Origin of the sequence: Bernardetia sp. Wsw4-3y2, assembly GCF_037126295.1 — a bacterium.
Lineage (GTDB): Bacteria > Bacteroidota > Bacteroidia > Cytophagales > Bernardetiaceae > Bernardetia.
Genome location: NZ_CP147017.1, coordinates 2823264 through 2846892, shown reverse-complemented (window position 1 = coordinate 2846892; position 23629 = coordinate 2823264). Strand labels below are relative to the sequence as shown.

Annotated in this window: 20 protein-coding genes and 1 tRNA gene; 5 read left to right on the top strand and 16 right to left on the bottom strand. The window is 32.3% G+C overall.

Annotation, left to right across the window (positions count from 1 at the left end; all coding sequences use genetic code 11):
* Positions 1–192: 192 nt before the first annotated feature.
* Positions 193–1374, bottom strand: a complete 1182-nt coding sequence (locus V9L05_RS11585) for an 8-amino-7-oxononanoate synthase (RefSeq protein ID WP_338812026.1) — start codon at positions 1372–1374, stop codon at positions 193–195.
* 141 nt (positions 1375–1515) lie between these two features.
* Positions 1516–1977, bottom strand: a complete 462-nt coding sequence (locus V9L05_RS11580; RefSeq protein ID WP_338793096.1) for a PepSY-like domain-containing protein — start codon at positions 1975–1977, stop codon at positions 1516–1518.
* Positions 1978–2625: 648 nt separating this feature from the next.
* Here V9L05_RS11580 and V9L05_RS11575 point away from each other — a divergent pair.
* Both V9L05_RS11575 and V9L05_RS11570 read left to right on the top strand, forming a co-directional pair.
* Complete coding sequence (locus V9L05_RS11575) at positions 2626–4212, top strand: FAD-dependent protein (protein WP_338812025.1); 1587 nt, start codon at positions 2626–2628, stop codon at positions 4210–4212.
* Between the two features lie 107 nt (positions 4213–4319).
* On the top strand, positions 4320–4769 hold the full coding sequence (locus tag V9L05_RS11570) for a hypothetical protein (protein ID WP_338793098.1): 450 nt from the start codon (positions 4320–4322) through the stop codon (positions 4767–4769).
* Between the two features lie 181 nt (positions 4770–4950).
* Here the strand turns inward: V9L05_RS11570 and V9L05_RS11565 are convergent, their stop codons facing one another.
* The gene (locus tag V9L05_RS11565; protein ID WP_338789949.1) at positions 4951–5961 is read right to left on the bottom strand and encodes an IS110 family transposase; all 1011 of its coding nucleotides are present in this window, start codon (positions 5959–5961) and stop codon (positions 4951–4953) included.
* 557 nt (positions 5962–6518) lie between these two features.
* Here V9L05_RS11565 and V9L05_RS11560 point away from each other — a divergent pair.
* Positions 6519–6965 carry a hypothetical protein gene (locus V9L05_RS11560; RefSeq protein WP_338793099.1) on the top strand — a complete coding sequence of 149 codons (447 nt, stop codon included), beginning with the start codon at positions 6519–6521 and terminating at the stop codon, positions 6963–6965.
* Between the two features lie 208 nt (positions 6966–7173).
* On the opposite strand, the gene V9L05_RS11555 is transcribed toward V9L05_RS11560, so the two are convergent.
* A complete protein-coding gene (locus V9L05_RS11555) occupies positions 7174–7593 on the bottom strand; it encodes a nucleoside-diphosphate kinase (protein ID WP_338793100.1) in 420 nt (139 codons plus the stop codon).
* A gap of 352 nt (positions 7594–7945) precedes the next feature.
* Here V9L05_RS11555 and V9L05_RS11550 point away from each other — a divergent pair, with 352 nt between their 5' ends.
* On the top strand, positions 7946–10177 hold the full coding sequence (locus V9L05_RS11550) for a M48 family metallopeptidase (RefSeq protein ID WP_338812024.1): 2232 nt from the start codon (positions 7946–7948) through the stop codon (positions 10175–10177).
* A 34-nt stretch (positions 10178–10211) separates the two neighbouring features.
* On the top strand, positions 10212–10904 hold the full coding sequence (locus V9L05_RS11545; RefSeq protein WP_338812023.1) for a hypothetical protein: 693 nt from the start codon (positions 10212–10214) through the stop codon (positions 10902–10904).
* A 144-nt stretch (positions 10905–11048) separates the two neighbouring features.
* On the opposite strand, the gene V9L05_RS11540 is transcribed toward V9L05_RS11545, so the two are convergent.
* The 12 genes from V9L05_RS11540 to V9L05_RS11485 all read right to left on the bottom strand — a co-directional run bounded on the left by V9L05_RS11540 (position 11049) and on the right by V9L05_RS11485 (position 23619).
* Positions 11049–11864, bottom strand: coding sequence for an SDR family oxidoreductase (locus tag V9L05_RS11540; RefSeq protein WP_338793103.1), 816 nt, complete (start codon positions 11862–11864; stop codon positions 11049–11051).
* Between the two features lie 72 nt (positions 11865–11936).
* The gene (locus V9L05_RS11535) at positions 11937–12659 is read right to left on the bottom strand and encodes a lysoplasmalogenase (RefSeq protein WP_338793104.1); all 723 of its coding nucleotides are present in this window, start codon (positions 12657–12659) and stop codon (positions 11937–11939) included.
* Between the two features lie 193 nt (positions 12660–12852).
* On the bottom strand, positions 12853–13227 hold the full coding sequence (rplL, locus tag V9L05_RS11530; protein ID WP_338812022.1) for a 50S ribosomal protein L7/L12: 375 nt from the start codon (positions 13225–13227) through the stop codon (positions 12853–12855).
* 303 nt (positions 13228–13530) lie between these two features.
* Positions 13531–14067, bottom strand: a complete 537-nt coding sequence (rplJ, locus tag V9L05_RS11525) for a 50S ribosomal protein L10 (RefSeq protein WP_338793106.1) — start codon at positions 14065–14067, stop codon at positions 13531–13533.
* A 29-nt stretch (positions 14068–14096) separates the two neighbouring features.
* Positions 14097–14795, bottom strand: a complete 699-nt coding sequence (gene rplA, locus V9L05_RS11520) for a 50S ribosomal protein L1 (RefSeq protein WP_338793107.1) — start codon at positions 14793–14795, stop codon at positions 14097–14099.
* A gap of 102 nt (positions 14796–14897) precedes the next feature.
* Positions 14898–15347 (bottom strand): 50S ribosomal protein L11, encoded by a 450-nt coding sequence (rplK, locus tag V9L05_RS11515; RefSeq protein WP_338761422.1) that lies wholly within the window; start codon positions 15345–15347, stop codon positions 14898–14900.
* A 306-nt stretch (positions 15348–15653) separates the two neighbouring features.
* Positions 15654–16235 (bottom strand): transcription termination/antitermination protein NusG, encoded by a 582-nt coding sequence (nusG, locus tag V9L05_RS11510; RefSeq protein ID WP_338793108.1) that lies wholly within the window; start codon positions 16233–16235, stop codon positions 15654–15656.
* A 56-nt stretch (positions 16236–16291) separates the two neighbouring features.
* Positions 16292–16486, bottom strand: a complete 195-nt coding sequence (gene secE, locus V9L05_RS11505; protein WP_338793109.1) for a preprotein translocase subunit SecE — start codon at positions 16484–16486, stop codon at positions 16292–16294.
* A gap of 200 nt (positions 16487–16686) precedes the next feature.
* A tRNA-Trp gene (locus V9L05_RS11500) sits at positions 16687–16759 on the bottom strand.
* Between the two features lie 188 nt (positions 16760–16947).
* A complete protein-coding gene (locus V9L05_RS11495; protein WP_338793110.1) occupies positions 16948–18462 on the bottom strand; it encodes a SusD/RagB family nutrient-binding outer membrane lipoprotein in 1515 nt (504 codons plus the stop codon).
* Between the two features lie 37 nt (positions 18463–18499).
* Complete coding sequence (locus tag V9L05_RS11490; RefSeq protein WP_338812021.1) at positions 18500–21673, bottom strand: SusC/RagA family TonB-linked outer membrane protein; 3174 nt, start codon at positions 21671–21673, stop codon at positions 18500–18502.
* A 539-nt stretch (positions 21674–22212) separates the two neighbouring features.
* Positions 22213–23619, bottom strand: coding sequence for a SusD/RagB family nutrient-binding outer membrane lipoprotein (locus tag V9L05_RS11485; protein WP_338793112.1), 1407 nt, complete (start codon positions 23617–23619; stop codon positions 22213–22215).
* Positions 23620–23629 lie beyond the last annotated feature (10 nt).

Below are 23629 nucleotides of genomic sequence, written 5' to 3'. Positions count from 1 at the left end.
GTAGAATAAAAACGTTTTTCTATGTAGTTTAAAAAGTAGATGCAAAAAACATTCAAAAGGTCGCATCAGTCTATCATAAATACCTAACAAACAGAATTAAAAATAGTTAATACCAAAATAATACTACTACAACTTTAACAACTAAATTATCAATAAAACTTTATCCCTGAAAAAATTTACTTTTGCAAAAATCTATTGATATAAAACCTCTAAAAATCTCAAAATTTCTTTCTTTGTATTAAAGCTATGTAAACAAATTCGTAGTCGTTCATCTCCTTTTTTTACAGTCGGACTTTTTATAGCACGAACTTCAAACCCTTCTTTTTGTAATTTTGAAGCTACTTTTTGACATTCTTCATTTCCCTTTATTGGAATAATCTGAATAGGTGTTTTTGAAGTAGTAAAATTTCTATCAGAGTGTAAATCTAAAAAACACTTACTTTGTAAAACAAATAACTCTATATTATTAGAAAGTTTTTCATTTAATTCTTTTTGATGAATTTGAAGAAAATCTATTGCTTTTTTAATAGAAACTAATTGATAAAGTGGTGGTGCAGTTGTATAAATAAAAGGTAAAGCAAAATTTATAAGATAATTTATAAGTAGTTCACTTCCCAAAATGACAGCTCCCTGTATTCCAAAAGCTTTTCCAAATGTGTTTACTCTAGCAAAAACTCGTTTTTCTAATCCCAATTCTGCAACTAAACCATTTCCATTTTTTCCAAAAATCCCTGTACTGTGTGCTTCATCTACAACTACATTTGCATTGTACTTTTCACAAATTTCTACCAGTTTTAGTAGTGGACAAATATCTCCATCCATTGAATAAACTGATTCTACAACTACTAAAATAGTTTGATTTGGATTTATTTGATTCTTGTCTTTTATATATAAAATTTTCTTTTCTAAATCTTCTAAATTATTATGCTTAAATGAAAAATGATTTGCATTACTTAATCTATAGCCTTCCTTTAAAGAAGCATGAACCAAACTATCATATAAAATTACATCATTACGTGTCAAAATAGAGGACAAAAGAGCAACATTTGCATGATAACCTGAACCAAACAAGAGAGCTTTTTCTGCATCAAAGAAATGAGCTAACTGAATTTCTACCTCTTCAAAATATTTGTTATGCCCAGATAAAAGACGAGAACCTGTCGAACCATTCCGAGAGGTTTTGAAACGATTACTTTGTAAATTATATTCTTCTAAAATAGCATTTTGTAATTCTTCACTACGAGCCAAACCCAAATAATCATTCGAAAAAAAATCGATATTATTTGATTTGGATACAACTAATGAACGCAAATTATTTTCATTTTTGCGTTTGTCTAATTGGTTTTGAAGACGGTCTTCTAAATTATTTTTCAAAAGAAATTTGTGATGGTGTTCTTGTTCAACCCTACAAGAGTTTGTATTGGGAATAGTGTAATAAAATTTTTAAACAGAAAAAAAGACTTCATTCCACTTAGAATAAAGTCTTTTTTAATAATAACATTCGCTAAGAGCCATTTACTTGATTGTACTCAAAGCAGCTTCGTCAATTGAACTAACATCTTCTTCTTTAGTCATGTTTCCATCCTTATCAAAACGAAGTGCTTTTGTTTCACTAATAAAAGCTAAAAAAGTAGTTCCTGCTTCATTTTCTATTCTTCTGATATGTCCATTTTTACCAGCATGATTAGCTGAAATATATTCTTCGATTTTAGCTGGAGCAGTACCTGGATTAAGAGAAATAATAGTATCAATCCATTTTCCACTTGCATCAAAACGAGCTGATTTTACTTCATTTTCTTGTTGAAAGATAATATTATGTTCTCCATTGATTTCGTGGCAACTAATAACTTTAGCACCTGCAAATTTTTGTTCGAAAGTAGATTTTACATTAGCAGGAAGTGTCTGAGCAAATGCAAATGCATGACCTCCAAAAGCAAAAAGAAGAACAAATGAGAGTGAAGCGATAAATTTTAACATAATTAGTATAATATAAAAGATATTAGAATGATGGATAGTATTTTTATTTTTTTAAACTTCTTTGAAGCTATAAATTATTTCGATGAAACTAAGACAATTATCGTGCAAAGGAGTTAATTCTTTTTAAGAAATAAAATAATTGAATCTGATTGACATGTAACAAAATATAACAATTATGATAATAACATATTCTGAGAGTTCCAAATTAATAATCATAACAAGACATTGTAATTTTTCTTTTATCGTTTATAAAAGGATTTACAGTTCTTTTACTATGATGTTAATAGAACTAATTGCTATACATTTTCAATTACTAAGGGTTATTTTGGTTCGATAAGTTACAGAAATACTTTTGATATTGCAATTTATCTTATTGAAATTTTAGCGTAAGGCTTTGTCTAATTCTGAATCTGTTTTTAACCAAATTCGTTTTAGATAGCTCTTTTTGATAATTTAACTTGCTACAAAAATAATATAATTTATTGATTATCAAAAAGTTATCAATATTTTTTTTTGCAAGAAAAATCAATACTTTTTATCGTTTGATTCTTTTTCATAAAAAAGTCTATCACTAACTTTGTTAAAAAAATAATTTTAGATTGCGTATTTTTGTAGAATAGAATATGAAAGAATAATAAATTATTAGAAATGAAAAAAGAACTCTCCTTTGTACTTCCTCCAGAAATTGCCTTTGAAAAAGAAGCCTTCGAAAAGTTTATTTATAAAAAATTGGATATTTCTTCACCTACAGAAGACGTAACTATCAGACAAACTCGTCGGTCTTTAGATGCTCGTCAGCGAGATTTGAAGGTCAATGTGTGGGCAGAAGTTTTTATAAACGAAAAAGCAACTCCAACTATTTCTTACAAAAGAGAATATGCAAGTGTCAAGAATGCACCACAAGCAATTATTGTAGGAGCAGGACCAGCAGGCATGTTTGCTGCTTTAAGATTAGTAGAGTTGGGTATAAAACCTATTTTGATAGAACGAGGAAAAGATGTCAAAAAACGAGTTTCAGATATTGCAGCTATTAGTCGTCGTCATATTGTCAATCCAGATTCTAATTATTGCTTTGGAGAAGGAGGTGCAGGAACATATTCAGATGGAAAACTCTACACAAGAGCCAAAAAACGAGGAGATTGGCGTAGAGTTTTAGAGATTTTTGTAGCACATGGAGCAAGTGAAGATATTTTGATAGACAATCATCCTCATATTGGAACAAATAAATTGCCTAGAATTGTAGCCGAAATGCGACAAAGTATTTTAGATGCAGGAGGAGAAGTTTTGTTTGAAACCAAGGTAACTGATTTCATTATAGCAAAAGGAAAAGAAGAAGAACTCAAAGGCGTAGTTTTAGAAAATAGTGATAAAATAGAAGGCATAGGAGTTATTTTGGCAACAGGACATTCAGCTAGAGATATTTTTGAACTTTTGGATAGAAAACAAATTCTGATTGAAGCCAAACCTTTTGCTATTGGAGTTCGTGTGGAGCATCAACAAAAACTAATTGATAAAATTCAATACAAACGAGACGAACGTGAAAAATATTTACCTGCTGCATCTTATTCTCTTGTTCAACAAGTGCCTTTTGATAATTTAGAAAAAGGTGTTTTTTCTTTTTGTATGTGTCCAGGGGGCTTTATTGTTCCTGCTGCTACATTGCAAGGTGAAGTGGTGGTAAATGGAATGTCGCCGTCAAAGCGAAATTCAAAATATGCTAACTCTGGAATTGTGGTAGCGATAGATGAACGAGAATGGAATAAAAAATATGCAAAAAAAGGAGCTTTAGCAGGACTTTATTATCAAGAAGAAATCGAAAAAAATGCCTGTCAAGTGGCAGGAAACACACAAGCTGCACCAGCACAACGACTAATAGACTTCACACAAAAGAAAATATCTTCATCACTTTTAGATACTTCTTATCAACCTGGACTAATTTCGGTAGAAATGGGAAAAGTATTACCTCCTGAAATTGTAGAACGTTTGAGAATTGGTTTTAAGGCTTTTGATAAAAAAATGAAAGGTTTTCTAACCAATGAAGCGCAAATTGTAGGTGTAGAAAGTCGTACTTCTTCACCTGTTCGTATTCCTAGAGAAAGGCAAACTAATGAACATCCTATTTTAAAACGTTTTTTTCCGTGTGGAGAAGGTGCAGGTTATGCTGGTGGAATTGCGTCAGCTGCTATGGATGGAGAAAGATGTGCTGAGAAATTGGCAGAATTGTATGGGAAATAAGTATGTAATTAAGAAGGAGAGAAAAATGTATTTTCTGAAAACAAACTATACTACCCTTTTAGTGATTACTCCTTTTAAAATAATTTACGCAAAAAATAAATTTCAAAATGAAACAAGTATTATTTTTATTATTAGCTATTTTCATACTTCTTCTAAGCTCTTGTAAAAAGGAAGAAGAGTTGACTAATGAACAAAAACTGATAGGCAGATGGCTTTACGAAGAAGTAGAACAACAGGATTATAATGGAACAAATTTGGTATATGCAGAAACAGTAGATATGGACATAATTATAGAGTTTAAGTCTGACAGCACTTCAGAATCTTTATTTAGAGGACGTAGTGGGTACACATCAATAGGTGGAGGACTTTGGCGATTCTTAGATAATGGAGAAAAATTATTCTTTACGAATCCGTTAGTAGGTATTTATGTAGGCTTTACTGCAACAGTTCAAGAGTTAACTGAAAATAGATTTCATATTTTTTATGAAAATAATATAAGGCGAGATGGAGTTTTGTATAGAAGAGAAACACATATAAGAATGTCTAAATTGGAGTAAGGTAACACATCATAAGATGTAAAATCAAGTTTTTTATAGATAGAAGAAACAATAAACTATATTATTCAAAAAAACCGTTTAAAAATTTAGTTTTTGAAACAGTTTTTCTTAAAAACCAAAATATTTAGCCTTTGAATTCTATGACAAAGTCAAGCCTAATCTTTAGAAATTTAGGATAAATTTATGCTGCATTTTGAAATCCTACTCCTTGTCTTTCATAGATTTTGTTATTTTGTACACAAGCTACTACACGTTGAAGTATTTTATTTCGTAAAGCATTCAAAACACTCATTTTATTTTTGCCTTCTTTTATTTTACGTTCATAAAATTCACTTAATTCTCCCCCTTTTACTTTTATAGCAGCTAAAGCACACATATGTAACAATGTTTTAAGTGATTTATCAGCTATTTTTGATACCCTTGGCTTTCCTTTGTGGTTACCTGATGATTTTTCAAAGGGAACAACACCAGCATAACAAGCTAGTTGTTTAGCAGATTTAAACTTTGTAAAACCTTGTGTAACAACAAGTAATTTTATAGCTGTTACATCTCCTACTCCAACAACAGAAGTAGTGAGTCGATAGAGTTCTTTTAATTTCTCATCATTTCTAATTACATTTTTCATGCTTTTTTCTACTGCTATAATTTGTTCTTTTATCTGCTCTACTGGCTTTTGTAGATGTTCTGTTAAGTATTCATTTTGTTGTTCTGTTTCAAATTTTTGAGATTCTTTCCAAAATGTTTCCAGTTGTTTTTTGCATTTGATTAAATTTTTACGAACTAATTGCAATGTTTTTAAGGTCTTAATAGACTGACTTACAGGGGTATACAGTTTGCAACGGTCTTGAAAACGAAAAGCATACAAAGCTATTCTATAGGCATCTTCTTTGTCATTTTTTTCTCTAGTAAAGCCCATAGATTGTTTTATTTGAAGGGCATTCTCTACCCAAACATTCATTTTTTTGTCTAGTAGTGCAGTCAATAAAAAATTTATATATACGCCTGTAGGCTCTAAACAAACTAATAAAAAAGAAATATCTATTTGAGTTTCTAATTTTGCTAAGTAACTCTCTATTGAAGCTAAGTTATTTTTAATTTGCTTTTGGCTTACTATAACACCATCTTTCAATAAAGTACAATCTAAATGATTGCGACTTACATCGATTCCTAAAAAAGTTTGATAAGTTTGCATAAAAAGTTAATTTTAAGTGATTATTTAATAGAGTAGTTCATCAATTAGTCAATCAAACTTAAAACCTTATCTAATGAGGTAATTTTTATTATTTAGAGTAATAAAAGTTCTCCGAATTCTATATAAGTATGCGATTGAATAAATGTAGGTAGAGGCTAATTCAACGGATAGAATCTATGTTCTTGTTGGTGTTACAGGTTCTCTACCTACTTGATGAATACTTAAATACAAGATAAGTATTTCATTCTATTTATCTAGTGCAAACCTAAAGGTTGGTGTTTTAGTGTAACGACACCAAAAAAATATATTTTCTTCACCTGTTCGTATTCCTAGAGAAAGAGAAACTAACGAGCATCCTATTTTGAAACGTTTTTTTCCGTGTGGTGAAGTGGCAGGTTATGCTGGTCGAATTGCGTCAGCTGTTATGGATGGAGAAAGGTGTGTTGAGAGGTTGGCAAAATTATATGGAAAGTAATTGCAGCATTTTTAGTATCTTTTACGTTATATTTTTAACTTATTTTACAAATCTATTATTTATTAATCTAAAATAACTTCAAATGAAAAATCTATCATTTCTATTAATCGCTTTTTGTATTTTATGTTTTAGCTCTTGTAAAAAAGATGAAGAATTATCAACTAAAGATAAAATTGTTGGGGAATGGCAATATGAATCTTTAAAATATGAAGTATATATAAATGAAGAACTTGTAGATAGTGGGCTAGATTCACTTGTAGGTTCAACCATCGAATTTAAAAGCAATGAAACTCTAATTTCTAGTTTTATAGATGAAAATGGAGATGTTCAAACTGATAATGATATTTGGGTATTACTAGAAGAGGAAAATAAAATCATAATTGGTGATATTGGAGATAGAGATATATTGGAAATACAAGAACTCACAGAATCTACAATGATTTTGATACAAAACATAGAAGTTACAGGTAGTGGAAGTGGTAATGATTTTTATCGTCGCAGAGATGAAGTGAGTCTAACAAAAAAATAATGAAAAAACCGTTTCAAAACTAAATTTTGAAACGGTTTTTTGTTAAATTTTGCCTTTGGAAGACTAAAAAAATAAATCTACATTTTTAGCTATCTATAAAACAGGGTTAAAACCCTGTTTATTAATGCGTGAATTTTTCAAAGTGTAAATTTATTCATTTTATATTCCTTTGTTGGTGTTTTAGTGTAACGACACCAACAAAATATATTTAGAATTTCTCTAAGTTAGAGAAAAAGAAACTTCCTTCAATTTGTGCATTCTCATCAGAATCAGAACCATGAACAGCATTTGCTTCAATAGATTCGCCATATTTTGCACGAATAGTTCCAGCTTCAGCATCTTTAGGATTAGTTGCTCCGATAAGTTTACGAAAATCTTCAACTGCATTGTCTTTCTCCAAGATAGCAGCAACAATATTTCCAGAAGACATATACTTACAAAGGTCGCCATAAAAAGGACGCTCTTTGTGTACTTCGTAAAACTGTCCAGCACGCTCTTCAGAAAGACGAGTAATTTTTGCAGCTACCAAACGGAAACCTGCAGCTTCAATCATTGCTAAAACATTGCCTGTATTGTTTGCGCCAAAAGCGTCAGGCTTAATCATTGTGAAAGTACGGTTAGTTGCCATAATTTTTCTAATTCAATTTTAAGTAAAAAATATTTTTGTGATTTTTCTTCTAATATTCAATTACAAGAAAAAATCAATGGCGCAAAAGTACACTTTTTTATCCAAAAATAAGAATTGATAGACATAAATTATTTTCATTAGAAAGGCTAGTTTTTATCTGATAGGACAACAAAATTTTAATGAATTAAAAACTCTTAGAATAATTTAATTTTGCAGTAATAAAATTCAATTATATATTTTTTTTCTAAAAAAAGTAATGTTACTTTATATTTTTTTTAAGATTATTTAAACAATACTGATTACCTTTGCATTTGTATTTATTAACCTCAATATTACATCTAAAAATTTACTAATGAGTTACTCTACTTTCTGCAAATATTGTTTTGATAAAATATTATTTGTAGGCATTTTGCTTGCTTGTTTTATAACAGCTACCAACTATTCTTATTCTCAAAATGATTCTGCAAGTATAAATTTTGAAGAATATCAACCCTTACAATCCAAAGGAACTGTTCCTCAAGATTTTCTACTCTCTGTAAGTGAACGTTATGTAGCCAAAAATCAGGCTATTGGAGAAAATATAGATAAAAAAACAGCTAAAAATATTGATCAATTTAACCTTCAAAGTAGCTTTTCTCTCAAGCAATTATTGTGGAGTGGAAATGTGCTTTTTGGAGATGAAGTAAGTGAATATTTAAATGAAATTGCTTCTAAATTATTGAAAGATGATGACGAGTTACGCAATAAAGTTCGTTTTTACGTTGTAAAATCGCCTGTTCCAAATGCTTTTGCAAATCCTGATGGAGCGATTTTTATTAATTTAGGCTTAGTGGCTCGTGCTGAAAATGAGGCTCAATTAGCTTATATTTTAGCTCACGAAATTACACATTATGTAAAACAGCATAGTATCAATCAATTTCTTTTTGGGAAAGAAGTCAATAGCAAGAAAAAGAAAAATGCCTTTCGTTTTGATAACAAATCAGATGAGCTTTATGCCAAAAGACTTGCACAAAGTAATTATTCAAAAGAACACGAAATAGAGGCTGATACGTATGGTTGGGAGCTTTTCAAAAACACAGAATATGACCTTTTGGCAGCAGCAAAAACATTTGATATGCTTCAAAACACTCGTCAGCCATTTGACACATTAGTTTTTGAAAGTAAATTCTTAAATAATTCTTACATTGAACTTCCTGATAGTACATACTATATAGATACAGTTCATATTGTAGAGCGTGAAGAATTGGACTCAGCAGAATTAGAAGAACTTTTAGCATTGAGTACGCACCCAAGCGCAGCCGAAAGACAGGAATTAGCGATGAAAAGAATGAACGAAAGTGGAACGACAAATGGAGGAAAAGAATACGTGATTTCTAAAGAAAAATTTGAACTTGTACAGAAAATAGCTCGTTTTGAGCTTTGTCAATTATATCTTTCTGATGCAAAATACATAGATGCGCTGTATCATACTTTATTACTTCAAGAACAATATGGAGATAGTAAATATGTTCAGATGTCGCTTACAAAGGCTTTATATGGAATTGCAAAATACGATAATGCAAAAGCTCGTATCTATTTAGATCAACTCTATAGCCGAATGGATTGGAAGGGTAGAAATTGGTATTTTGCTTTAGAAGAACTTGATGATTATCAGCTTACTGTTTTGGCTTTAGCACATTGTTTTGAAATGCTGGATAAATATCCTAGTGAGGCTTATCTCAAAAATGCAATTCCTAGCCTTTTGATGGATATGAAATTACATTACGATGATTTTAGTAAAGGAAAAACAGTAGGCAAAAAGAAAAATCAAATCAATTATACAGAAGATTTGATGTACCCAGCTTGGCAAAAAGTTCAAGCTCATGCAGAATTTGAAGAGCTACGCAAACAAGGAGACAGACTTTATTTGGAGCATCAAAAAAATGAAAATAGAAGAGAAGAGGGAATGTCTGATGTGGAAGCCAAACGATTGAGTGATAATCTTACTCAAGGTTATGCACTCGGAATTAATAAAATTATTATGGTAAATCCATTTTATGTCCGTTTAGATACTCGTAAAAAACAACCATTAGATATTTTTACTACTGACAGTATGCAAAATGTATTTAATCAAGAATTAGAGCAGAATAGTGAAAATCTCAAACTAGATATTGTTTCTTTAAACCCAAGTGCTTTTGGAGAAAATGACGCTGAAAAATTTAATGATTTGGCTATCATCAACTCATGGTATAAAGAAATGGGAGAGTCTAATGTAGATATGATTGCAAGTAACTATGATGCCTTACAAGATTTATCAAAGAAGCATGATACTCCTTATCTTACTAGAATGGCTGTAATAGATGCAAAAGTGAAATTCAGAACTGCCCCAGTATTTATGTCTGTTTTTTTCCTTCCTGTTCTTCCTTATGTAGTTTACCGTCAAGCTACTAGACACGAATCTATTTATATTACACTTATGCATGACATCAATACAGGAGAAGTGAAAATGATTCAAGGAAATAAGTCTAATACTTCTATCAAGAAGAAAAACTTATCTGATATTACTCGTTCACACCTTTTCCAAATCAAACGTAAAAAAAGATAATCATTTTTAAACTTATTTCTTAAAAAAACATTTTATGAAAAATATATTTATTTTGAGTGTGTTTGCTATTTTATTTTTTATGGCAAATACTGCACAAGCACAAGACTATTTCAAAGAGCGTCGCTATGAAGGAATTGATTTTACTAAACGTAATGCAAAAAAATACTACGTTACTATCTCACGTAAAAAATATGAGTTAGTGGATAAAGAAGAAGAGTTATTTTTAGGTCAGAAAATCTCTTTTGATAAAGGTCAGCGACTTTTTTATATAAAAAGACAAAAGAAAGCCATGACCTTTAAAGAAACAATCAACTTTATGAAATATGTAGGTAATGAAGAGTCTGCTAAGCAGCTTCAAAATAGTTTAACTATGTATAAAATGGGTTATTCTTCCATTACACTTGGGACTATTGGAATAGGGTTAGCCATTTTCTTACCGAGTGAAACGGGAATAGAAGATGGGGAAGGAAGGAATCTTGTTAAAACAAAACTTATCTCGTTAGGAGCTGGAGCTATGCTTTACGGAGTAGGGTATTTGTTTTATAGAGGGGGCAATAACTCTGCTCAAAAGGCAGTTCGCTATCACAATAAAAATGTACGCAAGTTTTCAAAACCTGTAATTGCAAAAAATGATTTTATGCCTTCTAATTTGGGTTTTAAATCTGTTCGTACAAACTTATTAAATCCAACTCCTGTGCCTACTTTGAGCATGTCTTGGAATTTCTAATCCTTTGGAAATAACTTAAGTTGTGTATAACAGACTTCCTAGTCTGTTTGGATGTCAAAATTTGAATTAGATAGCAGAAAAAAGGTAATTGAAATAATAAGAATTTCGATTACCTTTTTTTATTAATATAGAACTTGATTGGTTTTACTTTTCTACTCCAAACATTTCCATTACTTCTTCTGAAACTCCCATTGCAGAAAAACCTCCATCATGGAAAAGGTTTTGCATCGTTACTTTTTTAGTAAAATCTGAGAAAAGAGAAATTACAAAATCAGCACACTCTTGAGCAGAAGCATTGCCTAAAGGAGACATTTTATCAGCATAACTCATAAAAGCATCAAAACCACCTACCCCAGTTCCTGCTGTTGTTGCAGTTGGAGATTGTGAAACTGTGTTTACTCTTACTTTTTTAGATTTACCCAAACGGTAGCCATAACTACGAGCAATAGATTCTAAAACTGCCTTTGCATGTGCCATATCACTATAATCAGGAAACGTTCTTTGTGCAGCAATATAAGTAAGAGCAACAATAGAAGCTTCATCATTCAAAACATCCATTTTTTCAGCTACTTGTAGCATTTTATGGAAAGAAAGTCCTGAAATATCAATTGCTTGTAATGTCCAAGCGTGATTCAAATCGCCATAATCTTTTTTCTTACGAACATTTGGACTCATTCCGATAGAATGCAATGCAAAATCAAGTTTTCCTCCCAAATGTTCAGTAGCTTTTTCGTACAAATTTTCCCAGTCTGCTATCGAAGTAGCATCAGCAGGAATAACAATTGTATTACATTTATCAGCTAGTTCTTGAATTGTTCCCATTCTAAGCGCAACAGGAGCGTTGGTTAAGACAAACTTTGCGCCTTCTGCATGTGCTGTTTCTGCAATTTTCCATGCAATAGAATTTTCGTCTAAAGCTCCTGAAATAATACCTACTTTTCCTTTGAGTAAATTATACATAAGTTTCTTATTTGTGTTTGCTCCATAATCCTCGTTGACGGTTCAGACCTCAACGACGGTTGAAGTGTTAAATTAATTTAAACTAGATTTTATCTGAATCATCATTCCATAAACAATCAATGTTTGTGCTGCCACATAAGTAAACATTACAAAAACAGGTGCATAAGGAATAGTAAAGTTTTTGACAAAAATATCTATTGCAAGTAACGAATCTGAAACCATAAATAAAAATGCACCGAAAAAAACATATTCAGCACTTGCTTTCAAAACCTTTCCTGTACGTTCCATTGCCATAAAAGCCATCGTTACAATAACTAAAACATATAGAGGAACAGCCACCAACATAACAGTATCTAACCACTTGTATAAAAATGTAAGCATCAAAATAGCTGTTCCAACAAAAGGAATAGCACGAATAAGTAATGTTTTGGTTGCACCTAATTCTTTATTTTGCAATGATTTTTTGAAAGTAAGAATATACAAGATGTGAGAAACCAAAAAACTGCCCAAACCAAGCATGAAAAATAATGGATTGTAGGATTGAAAGAGCAACAAAACATCACCTAACCAAGCCAAAAAAAGTGCTATCATAATAAAATTGATAAGGCTTTTCTTAAAGGATTTATTTACTTCTTTAGTATTGAGATAAAAATAAATTCCTAAAATAGGAATAAGAAATGGTTTAGACGCTAATTCTAATACAAAATCATATTTATAATTAGCATACAAATTTAAGACTGTGAAAAAAGCCAATATATAAAGCAGCCAAGTGTGTTTCGATTCAAAGTATTTCATTATTGGAGTTCACCGTTTTAATTTTTTGTTTAATTCTTTAGAAAGTTCAAAAATACTCTTTTTTCTATTGTATATCATTCTGTAAATGATTTTTTCCACAAAAAAACCTAAGAATTTCTAATAAATAGAATTCTTAGGTTTTTAGTTAGAAACAAAAAGCTATATTGTTAAGCTAAAGTTTGTAAAGTTTAGATTACTTAACTTCTACTTCAGCACCAGCTTCTTGAAGTCTTTTAGACATATCATCAGCTTCAGCTTTAGATGCGCCTTCTTTAACTGCTTTAGGAGCAGTATCAACTAATTCTTTCGCTTCTTTCAAGCCAAGACCTGTAAGTTCACGAACTAATTTTACAACTGCTAATTTAGATCCACCAGCAGCTTTCAAAATTACGTCAAATTCTGTTTGCTCTTCTGCTTCTTCAGCAGTAGCACCAGGAGTTGCCATCATTACAGCACCACCACCAGCAGGCTCTATGCCATACTCGTCTTTCAAAATGTCTGCAAGCTCGTTAGCTTCTTTTACTGTAAGACCAACAAGTTGTTCTGCGATTGCTTTCAAATCTGCCATTATAGTATCTATTTAATTGAGGTTCGTAAATAAATAAGTCTTCGAAAAATAAAGACTTACTGTATGTAAAAAGGTTGAATAAAGAAGTTTTGATTTGAATAAAATCACAGACTTAATTTATTCGGTTAAAAAAGAAATACAACTTGGAAGCAGTATTTTGAATAAATAATCAGAGTATTGAAGTAGTTTCTTCCCTAGTTGCCATTTTGTATAAATAATTATACAACTACTAACTTTGATTATTATTATAATTGTCTTTTTATAGAGATTTCATAAAGTAAAATTTCTACAAATAGATAGTTATTACTCGCCTTTTTCAGCAATTCCTTTAACCATCGCTGCAATACGACCACCACCACTGATAACAGCAGAAGTAAGACGACGAGCAGGAGATTGAAGAAGCATAATAACTTCGCCCAATACTTCATCTTTAGATTTGATTTCACTTAACATTTCTAGTTGGTTTTCACCAATGAAAAGTGCTGTTTCTACTGATGCAGCTTTGAATTTAGGCTTATCTGATTTGTTCTTTTTACGGAAATCTTTAATGATTTGCGCTGGAAGTTTTGCAGTTTCAGGAGAGAACATAATAGCAGAGAAGCCTCTTAAAGCTCCTTTTTCTACTAATGGTTCGAAGTCTCCTTCAATTTGCTCTAATGCTTTACGAATAAGTGTATTTTTAGCTACACGGTATTCTATGCCTTTCTCAAAACAAGCACGGCGAAGTGCATTTGTTTGAGCAACACTCATTCCAGAAGAATCAGTTACATAGAAATTCGCTGAATTAGAAAACTTCTCCACCAAATCCTTAACTACTTGTGTTTTTTGATCACGATTCATAGTATTATTGAGTTTTGTGGTGGAATAAATTATAGACCTTTGATAGACGATTTGTCAATCTTTACAGATGGACTCATTGTTGTCGAAAGGTGGACACTTTTCATATAAGTACCTTTTGCAGTTGCAGGCTTCAAACGAATAAGCGTAGTGAGTAATTCACTTGCATTTTCTTTAAGTTGTTGCGCTGTAAAAGAAGATTTACCAATACTTGCATGAATAATACCCGTTTTATCAACACGGAAGTCAATTTTACCAGCCTTTACGTCCGTAACAGCTTTAGCTACGTCCATTGTAACAGTACCAGCTTTCGGGTTTGGCATAAGCCCACGAGGACCTAATACTCTACCCAAACGACCAACTTTCGCCATTACAGTTGGCATTGTAATAATAACATCCATATCTGTCCAGCCACCTTCAATTTTAGCGATATAATCGTCTAAACCTACCATGTCAGCACCTGCTTCTTTGGCTTCGGCTTCTTTGTCTGGAGTAACAAGAGCAAGTACACGTACCTGCTTACCTGTTCCGTGAGGAAGAGTAACCACACCACGAACCATTTGGTCTGCTTTACGTGGATCTACACCTAGACGTACATCAATATCAACAGAAGCATCAAATTTAGCAAGGTTAATTTCCTTTACTAATTCAGTTGCTTTGTCTAAGACATACTCTGCTTGTGCATCGTATTTTGCAAGAGCTTCCTTACGTTTTTTAGTTAATTTTGCCATAACATTATTGTAGTCAAACGATCAAATTTAATTAATCTCCTACGTTTAATTTTGTGAATAAAAATATTCTTTTCCTCTACTACTTTGTAATTAAAATTTTAATTATTCAGCAGTTTCCCAAGGAGCTTTTCCAGTAACGTTCAGACCCATACTTCTAGCCGTACCAGCTACCATTTTCATAGCAGAATGTACAGTAAAGGCATTTAAGTCTGGCATTTTCGTTTCGGCAATAGTTTGGATTTGATCCCAAGTTACTTTACCTACTTTTTCACGATTTGGAACGCCTGATCCTTTTTTCACTTTTGAAGCCTCAATTAAGAGAGCCGCAGCAGGAGGAGTTTTGATGATAAAGTCAAAAGAACGATCGCCAAAAACTGTAATCTCTACTGGCAAAGTTTGTCCCATACGGTCTTGAGTCAGCGCATTGAAACGCTTACAAAATTCCATAATATTGACACCTTTTGCACCAAGAGCAGGACCTACTGGAGGAGCAGGATTAGCTTGACCACCTTTTACTATGACTTTAAGTTTAGCACTTATTTCCTTTGCCATGATTGTGAAACGGTTGTTGTGATGTAATTATTGAATTATTTAAAATAAACTAGCCATCTTAAATAACTTCAAGTAACTACTTTACAGATTACTAACAAATGCTACAATACTGATAATTTAGTTTGTTAAAAGTTTGGGAGATAATCGTGGAAGCTTCATATCTAAAAACTATAATTTTAACTACTAAATTTTTTGGAGACAAATCTATAAGTAAGTTGTAGCTCTTAGTTTATAGATTTATATTTTTAAGAATTTTGAATAATTACTTTCCATTTATTCAAAATGATTTTTTCTTTTATTACAGAACTACTCTTCTTTTTGTACTTGAGAATAGTTTAGTTCTACTGGCGTACTTCTTCCGAAAATCTTAACAATTACACTCAGTTTTTTCTTTTCTTCTTGATGTTCCTCAATAGTTCCATTAAAACCAGCAAAAGGACCTTCCATTACTTTAATAGATTCCCCTACCATAAATTGAGTATCATCTTTTACTTCATCTTGATCTGCAGCTTCTACTTTTCCTAAGATGCGAGCTACTTCTGAATCTCTCATTGGAAGAGGCTTATCAGTTAGAGGTTGTCCGTCTACTCTTAAAAATCCAATAACACTTGGAAGATTGATCAATTGGTGAATAAGTTCTCCACTATTTGGCGAGTCTAAATCTACGTGTACAAGGACATAACCAGGTAAATAATTACGTTCAACAGCTACTTTTTTTGTTTTTCCATCTTTCGCTTTACGAATTTGGAATACTTTTTCAGTAGGGTTGATGATTTGACCAAAATATTCTTGTAGATTATTGATAACTATATCTTTTTCAAGATATTCTTTCACGCTGCGTTCTTTTCCAGAAACAACACGCAAAATGTACCATTTGAGTTCGCCCATAATTTTTTAGGAGTGAGTTGTAAATTGTTGGTATTTTTTTGAAGTGTAATTCCTTTTTATTGGAATGAGTTATAAATCTCACCTAAACCAAATTGGAAGGCTTGATCCATTGCAAAAACGATAAGTGCAAAGATAAGTGATGCAACAAGTACAACTACAGAAGTCTGTTGAAGACTTTTGAATGAAGACCAAGTTACATGTTCGGTCATCTCATCACGAGATTCTTGCAAAAATTCGATTACTTTTTTCATACTGAATTTAATTTGTCTTATCGGTAAGTTAGTCTTTAGACTTTTTTCTTAGAATAAATTCTATTAGAGCAAAAAAAACTCTAAAAAAAGTGAGTTTGATAGATTTTACGTTCATTAAAAACGTGCTATCAAACTCACTATATTGTAAATATTTAGAAAAAATCAATCAATTTATACTAAATCAAATTACATATTATTTGCACGAGCGGAGGGGCTCGAACCCACGACCTGCGGTTTTGGAGACCGCTGCTCTGCCAACTGAGCTACACTCGTATATTATTAGTTGCCTTTAATGAAGTGCAAAATTACAATTTATTTTTGAATTTGCAAATTTATTTTAAAAATATTATTGTATTAGAATTTTAACTTTCCAGCATAGCTTGATAATAGCTTTACCTCAAAAAAAGAGGTTGACCTTTTCGGACAACCTCTTTTAAGTTTATTGTTTAATGAGAGTTCAATTATTTAGTATCCCACCACAACTTTGTATTCAATACATCTGCTCCTTGACTAGATACAGCTTGAGTATAATTTGCTTTATTTGAAGATTGCTCATTAAGAGGATAAGGGATGCGAGTAGGAATTTCTCCATTTCCTTCTAATGCACCAGCAGCAGGCTCTTGAAGAATACCAAAGTCAAGACGACGATATTCAGCCCATGCCTCTAGCCCCTGCATATAAAGAGCTATCCACTTTTGTTGTCCTATGATTACATTCCACTCTTCACCACTAGCTTTCAATGCTGAGTAATTAACAGTTGGCTGAGCAATGTAAGCAGCTATATCTGAATCTGATAAGCTACCACCACTCCAATAATTCATAGATGCTGTAATACCTTGGTTATAGTATTCTGCTGCTGAACCTGCCGAAACAAACCCTCTTTCAACGCCTTCTGCTAATAAGAACTGTACTTCTGCATAAGTCATAAGTATTCCTGGAGATGTTGGTTGTAAAACTAACTGAGATGGTTGTGAAATACCTTCATCAGCAGTATTTGCTGCATCATTCTCTGTTAATCCATATACTTCTCCTACGTATTGTACATTAAGAGGATCACTAGGAGAGCTTGATACTGTTGGTGCACCATAAAAAGCAATTCTTGGATCATTTAGTTCTAATAATTCATTTACGAAGACGTTACTCATGGCAAAATCTGCACGAGTTTTACGATCTTGATTTAAAGGATTATTATTAGGAGCTGCTGAAAGATAATTAAATAAAGCATTATCAGCACTACTTTGAAATACACCAGCAGATACTGCTGACGAAACTGTTTGTTGAGATAATGATGGAGATACATCAGCAATTCTCATTCCTACTCTTAATTTCAAAGAATTACCGAATAAACGCCACTTATTCATATCACCATTATATATAGCATCACCTGCTACTGCAGTACCACTTGGATTAATAGCTGCTATTGCTTCATTAAGTTCGTTTATAATACCAGTATATATTTCTTCTTGCGAATCATATTTTGGATATAAAAACTCATCAGGATTTCCCGCTTGAGAATAAGGAGCTGCTCCCCATGTATCCGTAATCACTTGATACATATAGGCACGCAAAATCTTCGCTACTGCAATTTGATTTTCAGGAGCTCCAAATCCTTCATAGTCCTCAGGACTCTCTGTATTCAAACGAATGATTTCATTTAAATCAGTTATTACACCTGCATAATAGAGAGACCATAAGGTATTGGTTTGTGCGGTACGAAATGCATAACGACTTTCAGAAGAATATTGATTAGATGCCCAATACTGAGAAAGTTGCATTCCTCTTCTTCCATTTGCCCATTCATCCCAAATATTATCCACTAACACTTTTTCTGCTGATGTAAGCAAGAAAGAAGTAGATGCTTTACTAGGTTCGTTAGGATCTACATTAGTGTCTTCTGGTGGGTTACAACCAAACATAAAAGTTGCTAAAGAAGCTGCTACTAAAGTATGTTTATATTTTTTTATTATTTTTATCATCTTGAGTGTAAATTTTATAATTAGAACAGAGAATAGTTTAGAAAGAAAGACTTAAGTTGAATCCCCAACTACGTTCGCCTGGAAGCTGTCCACCTTCAAAACCTTGAACATTACCTGCACTTACACCATCTTGAGGATCAATATGTGGTGTATTACGGAATAAAATGGCTACATTTCTAGCAACGAATGATAAAGAAGCTCTCTGGAATGGAGTTTTGCTAGTTAATGTTTTAGGAAAAGTATAACCAAATTGAATCTCACGAAGTTTGACGTAACTAGCATCAAAAACATTTAGAGAAGAACTTGCACGATAATAATCTTGTCCCCAAGTAACTGCATCAACTACTGTTGCATTTTGGCTACCATCAGAAATAGGATATCCATCCTCATTAACTCCTGTTTGAACTACAGCATCAATAATGACACCATCTTCACGCATAGAGCCTTCTGCTGTTTCTTCCAAAACGCCACTATAATGTCCCCACATATTAGTTAAAGAATATATACTACCACCCATTTGTCCATCAATTAATACACTTAACATAAAGTTTTTATAGTTGAAAGTATTATTGATACCACCTGTCCAATCAGCCATAATTGAAGGACCTACACCTAAAGTAGGTTCTAAAACATAACGTCCGTTTGTACCTACAATATAGCTACCATCTGTATGCTTTGCTATTGTAGGACCTACAAATACTCCATAAGCTTCTCCCTCACGAGCTTCTAAGAATACTCCAAAAAGACTAGCCAAACGAAGTGTACTTACTCCTTCAGTTAATTCAACAACTTTATTTCTATTTCTCGCCCAGTTAATAGTTGCATCCCAAGTAAAACCAGAAGGAAGACGCAATACTTTTAAGTTTAACATTGCTTCTATACCTTTATTTGATACAGAACCAGCATTAATAACAGTAGTAGTATAACCAGTAGTTGGAGAAACAGGAACTCCAAAGATTTGGTCTTCTGTTGTAGAGTTGTAGTAAGTTACGTCAAGACTAACTCTATTTTTGAAAAGACTAACTTCTGTTCCAATTTCCCAAGAATTAGTTTTCTCTGGAAGCAAGTTAGGATTATTTCTTGCGTTAGGAACCGTCATGTTACCATTACTACCAAAGTTTTGTTCTACTTCATAAGTCGTTGCAATACGATATGGATCTGTATCATTACCTACTTGACCATAACCAGCACGAATTTTTCCGAAAGTAAGCCAGTCAGCTTCAAGTTTTTCAGAGAAAATAAAACTACCTGTAACTGAAGGATAGAAATAAGAGTTATTGCCACTTGGAAGAGTCGAAGACCAGTCATTTCTACCTGTAACATCTAAGTAGAAAGTAGATTGATAACCAAATGAAGCACTAGCAAAAATAGAGTTTACTATTTTTTCACTACTGAAATCTATAACCTCTGGAGTACCTGCAGAGTTACCTATATTGAAATAATTAGGAACATTCAAACCATCTTGTGTACCTGCAAAATTACGATTATAAGCTCTGAAACGTCTATTAGCTCCAAGCATAGCAACTAAACTCAATGATTCTGTTAAGTTACGATTAGCATTAAGAATGAAATCAAAGTTATTATCTGTAACCGTACGTACATCTTCTCTGTAAAGAGGAATATCTACAGAACCTATTGCTATTCTTTCTTCTCTACGGTCAGTATATGTATCAACCAAGCCACGTCCAGTAGCACTTAACCAAGGCAAAATCTGATAAGTTAGAGTAGCATTACCATAAATTCTATCTCTTTGGTCTTCTGAATAATTCTGATCAATTGTCCAAAATGCATTATCAAAATAATTAGCAGCAGGATTATTTGCACTCTTTCTATTCCAAGTAATTTGAGAACCATCACTAGCTATATAGTTGTTACGTAAACGTTCGGTATCTAATTGACGTTGATACCACTGATTAAACATAGACATAATACCTGCACCATATCCCGTTTGAGGACGTCCTTTTCCTTGTTGATTTACATAGTTGAAACCTACACTAGTACTCAACTTATCAGATAGTTTTGAGCTACCATTGAAACTAAGTGTATTACGTTTAATTTCTGAACCAGGATAAGTTCCTTGCTGATCCACATTTGTATAAGACAATCTAAAAGTAGCTGTTTCGTTACCTCCAGAAAGAGCTAAACTGTTACTAAACATACTTCCTGTTTCAAAAAAGTTTCTTACATTATCAGGACTCGCTACTAAAGGACGTGCCTTACCAAAGTTCTCTGTATCTTCAGGATTAAAACTATCCCAATGACGAGCCATAATAGACCCATCTAAAGGCGCACCCCAACTACCATCTAATCCGTAATTAAGAATAGTATTTCCATTCTCATCTGTTACAGGATTTCCATCTGCATCAGTTAATATAGCTGCTCCATATTTGTTTTGATAATCTGGTAATATATATACATTTTGAAATTGAATTCCACTATTAAAAGTTACACCAATTCCTTTACGTTTTGTACCTTTTTTTGTAGTGATAAGAATAACACCATTTTGTCCACGTGAACCATATAAAGCACTTGCAACAGCACCTTTCAAGACATTTACAGATTCAATGTCATTTGGATTGATGTCTTGAGCAGCATTACCGTAATCAATACCTCCACCACCACGAGCTTGGTCAGTAGTTGTAAAATTTGAATTATCAATAGGTACACCATCTACAACAAATAGAGGTTGATTTTCACCTGTGATAGAGCTATTACCTCTAATAACAACACGAGAAGAACCACCAATAGAATTAGAGCCAGTGATTTGAACACCAGCAATTTTTCCATTCAGAGAGTTTACTACGTTCATTTCTCTAGCTTGAGTAAGATCATCTCCTTTTATTTCTTGAGTTGCATAACCTAAAGATTGCTTTTCTCTAGAGACTCCAAATCCAGTAACAACAACAGTTTCCAATTGTGAATCTTCAGCTAGTGTTACATCAATACTTGTACGACCTGCTATTTCTACTTCTTGTGTAGCATATCCTACAAAACGAAATACAAGTATTTCACTTCCAGCAGGTACGGTAATAGAGTATTTACCCTCTAAATCGGTAGTTGTACCTGTATTTGTTCCTTTTACCTGTACAGTTGCACCAGGTAAACCACCTTGAACGGCGTCTATTACTGTACCAGTAATTGTTTGCTGTGCCCAAGCTGAACCGATCAGCATAAGACTCATTAGCGCACTTAGTAATAATTTTCTCTTCATGAGATTAGTTAATGTTAGTTTGAATAAACAATTGATCAGAATTAAATTTTTTGTAATTATTTTTTATAAAAATTGTGAAGTATAATATAGAAATAATGTTACTACAGTACAATTTTACTAAAAAATGTTAAAATTAAATATATTCAAAACTGACTTTTCTTTAAAAGAAAAAAAAATATAAAAATGTTTTTTTGTTATTTCTCAAACAATTATTTAGTTAGTTAAATATATAACCCAAATAAAAAAATGATTAAATCTTTAAATTCAATTTTATATCTTTTCATAAAAGTATGTTATATCTCTTAATAATCCAAAATAAATGCTAATAATTTACTAATTATTATGGCTAATTTAAAATATGATTTTAGTAGTGATTTTTATATTAAAAAAAAAATGATTATAAAACTTGCAGTTAAACTGCTATGATTACAGATTTCTGCGTGAATAATATAATGTTTTCTAGTAACATAAAAAAAGAGACTCATCATTTTGATGAATCTCTTTTTTTATAACATTATTATGTGTTTATAATAATTCTACTATTTGTCCCACCATACAGGAGTTAATACATCTGCTATGTTAGGAACATTGGTAGGGTTTCTATCTAGTTCAGACTGTGGATAAGGATAACGTAAAGGAATACCTCCTATAAAACCATTTGATACAGGAGTAATATTTGGATATCCAGTCCTTCTCCATTCTGCCCAAAGTTCTACTCCTTGATTAAATAAAGCTAGATATTTTTGTTGATAAATAGCTGTAAGTTTATCGCTTGCACTTGCAAAATTAGCAGAACTACTCAAATAATCATCTGAGCCACTTACATCATATTGTGCAAAAGCAGCTCTTACACCATTTTCATAATGAGCTTGAGCATCTGTACCTATACCAAAACGTTGTGCAGCTTCTGCTTTCAAAAACTCAACTTCTGCATAAGTTAATAAATATACTGGAGCTGTTGGATCGTCTATTAATTTAGAATTCATAATAGAATAGCCATCAGGGTACAATACATCATTTCCATTAGGAGTTCCTTTTATTTCAGTAAACCCATCTTCTGTGTTAGGCTGAAAATAAGCGGTTAACCTTGGGTCATTGAGAGAATTAAGTAAATTTACTATAGTGGTACTTGCTGAAAAATCACCTCTTCTTGAACCACTTGCATGCCATCCCCAAAGAGGATTTTCGTTAGTAGGACTAGAGCTATAATCTAATTTTAGACTTTCCTCATTTGATGAAATCATTGGACTATTAATTATAGCACTTAATCCTTGTTTGGCAGTTGCTTCATTCACCTCAGTCATTCTCATATATAAACGAAGTTTTAAACTATTGGCATATTTTCTCCATAGTTCAATATCTCCTCCATAATACAAATCTGAGCTTCCAAATGTTTCTCCACCTTCTTGCAAACCTGAAAGACCTTCATCTAATAATGCGATAATTGCTGGATAAATAGTTTCTTGAGCATCATAAGTAGGAGCTAATACTTCTCCTCCTTTTACAGCATCTGAAAAAGGAATATCTCCCCAAGAATCTGTGATTACACTAAATACATGAGCTTTAAGGATTTTACCCATAGCTACATAATTAGGACGTTCTTCAGCTTCTCCATTTTTTATGACAGTTTCTATGTCTATTAAAGCACCTTCATAGAAGTCACCCCATATTGCATCTCCATCAGTAGGCAAAAATTGATAGCGATCTTCTTTGAAATACTGACTGTAGCTAGGCGCAATTGCTTGAGTCCAAAACATACCACGTCTATTCATAGAACCTCCTACCAGTGTAGTAAACCTTACTTGTGCAGCAGGAACTAGACTTTTCGTTGGAACTTTTGTTGGCGAATTCGGATTTTCGTTTACATCTATCCAATCTTCACAAGAAGAAAATGATAGTGTTACCATGAATGCCATTACTATGGCAATTAATTTATTTGTTATCATTAGTTTTATA